Source organism: Flavonifractor sp. HCP28S3_F3 (assembly GCF_052065355.1).
Taxonomy (GTDB): domain Bacteria; phylum Bacillota; class Clostridia; order Oscillospirales; family Oscillospiraceae; genus Flavonifractor.
Genome location: NZ_JBQHUF010000004.1, coordinates 51,340 through 58,415, shown reverse-complemented (window position 1 = coordinate 58,415; position 7,076 = coordinate 51,340). Strand labels below are relative to the sequence as shown.

Sequence of the window (7,076 nt, the reverse complement as noted above, 5' to 3'; positions counted from 1 at the left end):
GGAGCGCATCAGCGCTCCGGGAGCTTCTTTTTTGATCAGATAAGACCCAGAATGTACCGGCACCAGAATTTCCTGTGCCAGGGCAGGGCCTTGTCCACCTGGGCGGCGGCGGTACGGGCGGCGGACACCGCCTGTTCCCGCTCCTCCTCCGTCAGAGTGTGGGGACTGAATTTGGCCTTCTTGGCCAGCTCGAAGATCTCCTCCGGTACCTCACCGCCCCACTTCTCCAGCCGCTTGAGCTGGAGGTAGGCGGCGATGACCGCCCGGTTGGTGTTCTCCTGTTTGAATTTCTTCTCCCGCCGGGACCGGCCAAAGGCCCGGTTGGCGGGGAGTGCCAGGATGACCAGCACCACGATCAGGGGGATGACCACCACCCGCAGGTCCAGAGCCGCTCCGTCCTCCGAAGCGGTTCCGGGACCCTGACTGGGCGTGGGGGTGGGCGCGGCGCTGGCCGTGGGTGCGGCGGTGGCAGTGGGCGTGGGAGTAGCGGTAGGGGTAGGCGCGGCCGCCGCCGTGGAGCTCTGGCCCGGGGTGCCGCCGGAGTAGGCGGGAGTGACCTCGATGGGCTCCCAGCCGTAGCCGTCCAGGTAGATCTCCACCCAGGCGTGGGCGGCGGAGTCGGGGACCTTCACCTTGCCGGAGGCGGGTACGTCCGCCACGTAGCCCACCACGTACCGGGCGGGAATGCCCAGGTACCGCAGCAACAGGGTGGCGGCGGAGGCGAAGTGCATGCAGTAGCCCTCGTGGCTCTCGGTGAGGAAGTAGGAGACAAAATCCTCTCCCTCCGGGGTGACGGGGGTGTCGGGATTGTATTCCGCCGCATCCTCCAGGTAGGCGGCTACCACGTTGGCCAGCGCCAGAGGGAGGGCCCGGGTGAAATCCATACCGATGACATAGCCCTTCTCCACCAGATCCCGATATTCCTGATAGGCGGGTTTGTCCGAGCCGTAATATGTTTCCAAAGCGATCTCCTGCATGGCCAGAGCCAGGGCGTCCATGCTCTCCTCCGGAATGTCCAGATAGTTCCGCTGCACGAAGATGCGGTAATTTTTCTCCGGACCCTCCGCGTCTCCGGGCAGCTCCGCCTCGTCCATGGGGTCGCAGTCGGGCTGGACGTACACCGTGTGGGTCCACACGTCCTCCATCCGGGCGATGTAGGAGTCGTTCACAAAGGCCGCGCCTCCCAGCTCGTCAGGCTGGGACAGGATCTGGTAGGGGACGTACACATACCCGGGGTCGGCGCCCACGTTGCGGACGGTGACCTTGGCGTATTCCTTATCGGGGAACTCCTCCCGGTCGGCCAGGGCGGGGAAGTTCATGGGCTGGTAGCCGTGCAGGGAAGGGCGGTAAAGGGAGGATACAGCGCCGGACAGGTCGTCCCCACCCCACTGGATCTCCGAGTCGTAGATATCCTGATCCAAAGGCGCCCAGCTGCCGCCGTTATACGCGGCGCAGGAAAAGCCCCGCAGGTAGATGCGGCCCCGCAGGTCGGTCTCCACCTCCAGCACCGTCCGTCCGGAGAAGCCCAGAGGTCCTGCGTGGGACAGGTCCACCTCTCCGTTGGCGCTGGACAGGGAGCCGCCGCTGCCGAACAGGCCGAAGGGGCCGCTGCCCTGAAACAGGGCGAAATCCTGCCGGGCGGCCCAATTGGTGATGTCGTTGAGGGCGGTGTCCGCCCACCGGGGCCGCTGGTAGTCCTCCTGGGGCATGGCGGCGGTGAGCCCGGCCAGCAGCAGGGCACCGGCGGGGAGGACCGCCAGGGTAAGCCGGGCGGCGCCCCTGGCATCCTGCCGCCTTACCAGGGAGGTGAGGCCCATGGTGCACCACACCAGCACCAGCGCCATCAGAGGCAGCCAGCCGGGAGTGACGGAAATGCAGACGGGAGCCAGCGGGAAGGGGAGGGTCACCCAGAAGGTGAGCCAGAAGGAGCGGGCCCGCTGGATGGTGAGGCCCAGCAGCAGGCTCAGGGGGAGCAGGGCCACCAGCACCAGCAGAGCGGCGCACAGGGCCCAGGTCTCGTCGGGCAGCTGGGCGATGGGCTGGATGTAGTCGTCCAGGCTCAGGCTGGTGCAGAAGGTGTTGACCACCGCGCACCGCAGGGTGATCTCACCCAGCACCAGGTAATCCCACAGCTTCCACAGTCCCCAGCCCCACAGGGCGGCGGTGCCCGCCAGAGGGAGGATCCACCAGCGGCGGGGCAGGGACCAAGTGAGCAGGCTCACCGCCGTGCACACTCCGCAGCCCGCCAGCACCAGAGGGGCGTCTACCCCTGCGGAGAAGGCGGTGAGGAAGGTGAAGGAGACCCCGAACAGGGCCAGGAAAAGCAGAATGCCGTCCCCCACGACGGAGGCGGGGGTGGGCCGGAAGGGCGGCCGCTTGGGCCGATTTTTGCGGCGCTTCATGTCCGGCCTCCTTTCCCGTCCCGGGGGGACACGTGGAAGTGGAGGGGTGGTCCGGCGGAGGGAGACAGCCGCAGCCCCTCGTCCAGAATGGACCGGCCCTCAGAGGGCGCGTTCAGGGAGAAGGCCAGGTCCAGGCAGGCCGTCAGGGCCTGCTCGCCGTCCACCGTCCGGTCCTCCACCTGGCCGCTGGCCGGGGCGGCCCACTGGATATGGTGGGCCCTGCCCTTGTCCAGCAGCAGCCGGGAGAGGGCGGCCAGCTCGTCAAAGGTCCGGTCCAGCTCCTCCGGCGTGCCGAAGTGGTCGTAGGTGAGGATGACCTCCGCCTGGCGGGGCTCCAGGGTCTCCCGCACCACCAGCTCGTCCTTTTTGGAGGACAGCTTCCAGTGGATGGACCGCAGGGAGTCGCCCGCCCGGTACTCCCGCAGGTCGTAGTCCTCGCCGGGGCCGCCGCCGGGCCGGGGACGCAGCACCACGCCGCCGGAGCGGGGGGCCTCCAGCTCCTCCGGCGGGAGGACCTCCGTGGGCAGGGGCAGGGACAGCAGGGCGCCCTGGGCCTTGCCGGGAATGGGCAGGGGAAACAGACCCAGCAGGTCCCACACCCTGGCCTGGGTCACGTCGCACACCAGCCGCCCGCAGTGGGGAGCGGCCAGAGGGATGGAGAGCTGCGCCTTTCCGTCCTGGGGCAGCAGGTGGCACACCAGGCCGCCGCTCTCCCCGGTGAGCTGGTTGGTCCAGGTGAGGCGCACCTTCACCGGAGGCAGAGGGAGGGAATTTTTCCGCTCCAGGGACAGGGTGAACCGCCCCTCGCTTCCCCGGGGTACGTTCCCCTCCGGAGTGAGGTGGAGGGAGGTGCCCAGCAGGGCCGGCAGGGTGAGGACCACCGACAGCACCGGCAGCAGCACCACCAGCACCAGGACAAAGGTGGACAGATAGTATTTGAAAAAAATCTGAAACACAACGGCCGCCAGCAGCAGGGCGGCGTAGGAGATCCGCCGGTGCAGCATGGCCTTACCGGACCGCGGGGGCGGGCACCTGCTGGAGGATCTCCGCCGCCGGGTGGAAGCCCCCATCAGCCTGAGCGCGGGGGGAGAGAATGAGCCGGTGGGTCACCACGTCAGAGAACACCATGGACACATCCTCGGGATTCACATAGTCCCGCCCCAGGGTGAGGGCGGCGGCCTTGGCCATGGCGGTCAGGGCCAGGGAGGCCCGGGGGCTGGCGCCCTGCACGATCATGGGATGGGTGCGGGTGGCGTTCACCAGCCGGATGATGTAGTCCAGAATGTCGTCGGACACATAGACCTGATCGGCCGCCTCCCGCAGCTTCCGCAGGCCGTCCAGATCCAGCACCTGCTCCACCTGCTCCAGGGGGTTGCCTTTCTGCTTGCGGCGCACCATGTCCATCTCGTCCGCCGGAGCGGGGTAGCCGATGGACAGCCGCACCATGAACCGGTCCATCTGGGAGTCGGGCAGCAGCTGGGTGCCCGAGGCGCCCGCCGGGTTCTGGGTGGCGATGACCAGGAAGGGCTGGGGCACCGGGTGGCTCACCCCGTCCACCGTCACCTGGCCCTCCTCCATGGCCTCCAGCAGGGCGGACTGGGTCCGGCTGGTGGCCCGGTTCAGCTCGTCGGCCAGGAACAGGTTGCACAGCACCGCGCCGGGCTGGTACTCCATCTTCCCGGTCTCCTTATTCAGCATGGAAAAGCCCGTCACATCGGAGGGCATCACGTCCGGGGTGAACTGCATCCGGTTGTATTCCAGGCTCAGCGCCTTGGAAAAGGCCAGGGCCATGGTGGTCTTGCCCACGCCGGGAATATCCTCCAGCAGGATATGGCCCCGGGCCAGGATGGCCAGCAGCACCTTGCCCAGAACTTCGTCTTTTCCCACCACGGCCTTTTTGACCTGGGTGAGGATGTCCAGAATGATCTTGCTTGAACTCATGGGGCGCCCTCCTTTACTCTATGACAGTATTGTATCAAAGTGTTTCGTTATGTCAACAACAAAGAGGAAACAGGCTCCAGAAAGGAAAAAATCACCCCAACCCCTTGCAAGCGCGGACCTTTTATGGTATAGTACATACGATAGTAGTAGGTGTATGGTGAGAGTGGGGTTACGGCTCCGCTCTTTCTTATTGAAAAAACGGGGTAAGGTAATTTTTGGAAGTCCCCGGCAAGGAGGTCGAAGATGGCGAAGATCACAGATCTGGTAGCGTCTATGGCTGCCCCCATCGTGGAGGGCGCCGGCTGTTCCCTGTGGGATGTGGAATACGTCCGGGAGGCCGGTCAGTGGTTCCTTCGGGTCTATATTGATAAGGAGGGCGGCGTGTCCATCGACGACTGCGAGGCGGTGAGCCGCCCCCTGTCCGATGCCCTGGACGAGGCCGACCCCATCGAGGGCAGCTACGTGCTGGAGGTATCCTCCGCCGGCGCCGACCGGCCCCTGAAGAAGCCGGAGCACTTTGAGAAGTTCATGGGCGCCGAGGTGGAGGTCCGCCTCTACCGGGCCATGGACGGCCGGAAGGACCATGTAGGGTTCCTGAAGGGCTATGAAAACGGGGATGTGACCATTGAGACCGCCGCCGGGCTCCAGACCTTCGTGAAGAAGGACGTGGCCCAGGTGCGGCTGTATGTGCGGTTTTAAGGATAGAAGGAGTATAGAGTTATGCCGAAGAAGAACGCGAAAGCGCAGAAGACCAATGAGCTGGACGGGGCGGAGTTTTTTGCCGCCATCGACCTGATCGAGAAGGAAAAGGGCATCCCCAAGGCCTATATGCTGGAGAAGATCACCCAGGCCCTGGTGTCCGCCTACAAGCGGGACCATGAGGGCGCCGGTGACAACATCACTGTGGAGGCCGACGAGGAGCGCGGCACCGTCCGCATGTTCGTCAAGAAGGACGTGGTGGAGGAGGTCGACAACCCCTGCACCGAAATGAGCCTGGAGATGGCCCGCTCCAAGCTGCCCCAGGCCCAGCTGGGCGACGTGATCCGTATTGAGATCAAGACCCGGGACTTTGGCCGCATCGCCGCCCAGACTGCCCGCCAGGTCATCATTCAGGGTATGCGTGAGGCCGAGCGGGGCATGATTTATGATGAGTTCTCCTCCAAGGAGCACGAGATCCTCACCGGCGTGGTCACCCGCATCGATCCCCGCTCCGGCGCCGCCAGCCTGCGCATCGGCTCCGGCAGCGAGGCCACCGAGGCCTTCCTGGCTCCCGGCGAGCAGGTGAAGGGTGAGACCTACACCGAGGGCATGCGCCTGCGCGTGTACGTGGTGGAGGTCCGCCGTTCCACCAAGGGACCCCAGGTCCTCATTTCCCGCACTCACCCCGGCCTGGTGAAGCGGCTGTTCGAGCTGGAAGTACCCGAGATTTACGACGGCACCGTGGAGGTCAAGTCCATCGCCCGTGAGGCGGGCTCCCGCACCAAGCTGGCCGTCTGGTCCGCCGACCCCAACGTGGACCCCATCGGCGCCTGCGTGGGTCCCCGTGGCCAGCGGGTCAACAACATCGTGGAGGAGCTCAAGGGCGAGAAGGTGGACATCGTCAAGTGGTCTGAGGACCCCGCCGAGTACATCGCCGCCGCTCTGTCCCCCGCCGATGTGGTGAGCGTGGACGTCCACGAAGAGGGCAAGAGCTGCCGCGTGGTGGTGCCCGACGATCAGCTGTCCCTGGCCATCGGCAAAGAGGGCCAGAACGCGAGACTGGCAGCTAAATTGACCGGCTGGAAGATCGACATCAAGCCCGAGTCCGCTCCCGCCGACGAGGACGTGGAGGATGATGTGATCCTGGAGGACGAGGTCGAGACCGAGGAGTAAGTCCTCAGAAATAAAAAAGGAACGGAAGGGGGGCAGAAGAATGCCCAAAAAGATACCCCTGCGCCAGTGCGTGGGCTGCCGGGAGATGAAGCCCAAGCCGGAGCTGATCCGGGTGGTGAAGAGCCCGGAGGGAGAGGTCTCCCTGGATTTCAAGGGAAAGAAGCCCGGCCGGGGCGCCTATGTGTGCCCAGATCCCGAGTGCCTGAAGAAGGCGCGGAAATCCCGGGCGTTGGAGCGGGCCTTTTCCGCCCCCCTGCCCGACGAGGTATATGCCGCTCTGGAGGAGCAGATGAAGGCGGGTGACGGGGATGGATAGTGTCCTGCACCTGCTGGGCATCGCCCGCAAGGCGGGCCGTGTGGAGGTAGGCGAGGAGCCGGTGGGCGCCGCAGCCCGGGCCCATCAGGCCAAGCTGATCCTCACCGCCGCCGATGGAGCGGACAACAGCCTGCGCCGCGCGTCCCACTTTGCCGAGGCGGGCAAGGTGCCCGTTCTGCCCACGCCCTACACCAAGGGTGAGCTGGGCGGCACCGTGGGACGGAGCGCCTGCACCATGCTGGCGCTCACCGACATCGGCCTGGCTTCCGCCATCGCGGAGAAGCTGGCCGCCGCCGATCCGGATCGGTGCGCCGTCGCGGCGGAGGAGCTGAAGGTGGCGGCGGGCAAGGCACTCCAGCGCCAGAAGGAGCGCCGGGCCCACGAGAAGAACCTGCAGAAGAAGAAACAGAAACCCTGGGCGCCGCCCCCTCCCAAGGCGGAGAAAGGGTCGCCCAAGGCTCAGAAGAAACCCTTTGCCCCGAAGGGCAAACTGACCATTAAGAAGCAGCCATGAACAGACATGGCGTAAGGTATTGGAACAAGCC

The 7,076-nt window shown here is 65.7% G+C and carries 7 protein-coding genes; 4 read left to right on the top strand and 3 right to left on the bottom strand.

Annotated elements, in window-relative coordinates; translation table 11 throughout:
- Positions 1-35: 35 nt before the first annotated feature.
- The 3 genes from ACTNB1_RS05580 to ACTNB1_RS05570 are packed head-to-tail and all read right to left on the bottom strand — an operon-like array spanning position 36 to position 4,343.
- Positions 36-2,402, bottom strand: coding sequence for a transglutaminase-like domain-containing protein (locus tag ACTNB1_RS05580; protein WP_441168274.1), 2,367 nt, complete (start codon positions 2,400-2,402; stop codon positions 36-38).
- On the bottom strand, positions 2,399-3,406 hold the full coding sequence (locus tag ACTNB1_RS05575) for a DUF58 domain-containing protein (RefSeq protein WP_441168273.1): 1,008 nt from the start codon (positions 3,404-3,406) through the stop codon (positions 2,399-2,401). Before ACTNB1_RS05575 ends, ACTNB1_RS05580 begins: the two co-directional genes overlap by 4 nt.
- 4 nt (positions 3,407-3,410) lie before the next feature.
- Entirely contained in the window at positions 3,411-4,343 is a 933-nt protein-coding gene (locus ACTNB1_RS05570) for an AAA family ATPase (RefSeq protein WP_441168272.1), read from the bottom strand.
- 243 nt (positions 4,344-4,586) lie between these two features.
- On the opposite strand from ACTNB1_RS05570, the gene rimP reads away from it, so the two are divergent.
- Genes rimP through ACTNB1_RS05550 form a run of 4 tightly spaced genes read left to right on the top strand, consistent with a single transcriptional unit; the run spans position 4,587 to position 7,045 of the window.
- The gene (gene rimP / locus ACTNB1_RS05565; protein WP_441168271.1) at positions 4,587-5,042 is read left to right on the top strand and encodes a ribosome maturation factor RimP; all 456 of its coding nucleotides are present in this window, start codon (positions 4,587-4,589) and stop codon (positions 5,040-5,042) included.
- A 21-nt stretch (positions 5,043-5,063) separates the two neighbouring features.
- Complete coding sequence (gene nusA / locus ACTNB1_RS05560; protein WP_441168270.1) at positions 5,064-6,215, top strand: transcription termination factor NusA; 1,152 nt, start codon at positions 5,064-5,066, stop codon at positions 6,213-6,215.
- A 40-nt stretch (positions 6,216-6,255) separates the two neighbouring features.
- Positions 6,256-6,531, top strand: coding sequence for an RNase P modulator RnpM (gene rnpM, locus ACTNB1_RS05555; protein WP_441168269.1), 276 nt, complete (start codon positions 6,256-6,258; stop codon positions 6,529-6,531).
- On the top strand, positions 6,524-7,045 hold the full coding sequence (locus ACTNB1_RS05550; RefSeq protein WP_441168268.1) for a L7Ae/L30e/S12e/Gadd45 family ribosomal protein: 522 nt from the start codon (positions 6,524-6,526) through the stop codon (positions 7,043-7,045). Before rnpM ends, ACTNB1_RS05550 begins: the two co-directional genes overlap by 8 nt.
- Positions 7,046-7,076 lie beyond the last annotated feature (31 nt).

Excerpts from the sequence above, each read along its gene's own strand:
- ACTNB1_RS05580 (WP_441168274.1), bottom strand. The coding sequence starts at position 2,402 with ATGAAGCGCCGCAAAAATCGGCCCAAGCGGCCGCCCTTCCGGCCCACC.
- nusA (WP_441168270.1), top strand. The coding sequence starts at position 5,064 with ATGCCGAAGAAGAACGCGAAAGCGCAGAAGACCAATGAGCTGGACGGG.
- ACTNB1_RS05575 (WP_441168273.1), bottom strand. The coding sequence starts at position 3,406 with ATGCTGCACCGGCGGATCTCCTACGCCGCCCTGCTGCTGGCGGCCGTT.
- rimP (WP_441168271.1), top strand. The coding sequence starts at position 4,587 with ATGGCGAAGATCACAGATCTGGTAGCGTCTATGGCTGCCCCCATCGTG.
- rnpM (WP_441168269.1), top strand. The coding sequence starts at position 6,256 with ATGCCCAAAAAGATACCCCTGCGCCAGTGCGTGGGCTGCCGGGAGATG.
- ACTNB1_RS05570 (WP_441168272.1), bottom strand. The coding sequence starts at position 4,343 with ATGAGTTCAAGCAAGATCATTCTGGACATCCTCACCCAGGTCAAAAAG.
- ACTNB1_RS05550 (WP_441168268.1), top strand. The coding sequence starts at position 6,524 with ATGGATAGTGTCCTGCACCTGCTGGGCATCGCCCGCAAGGCGGGCCGT.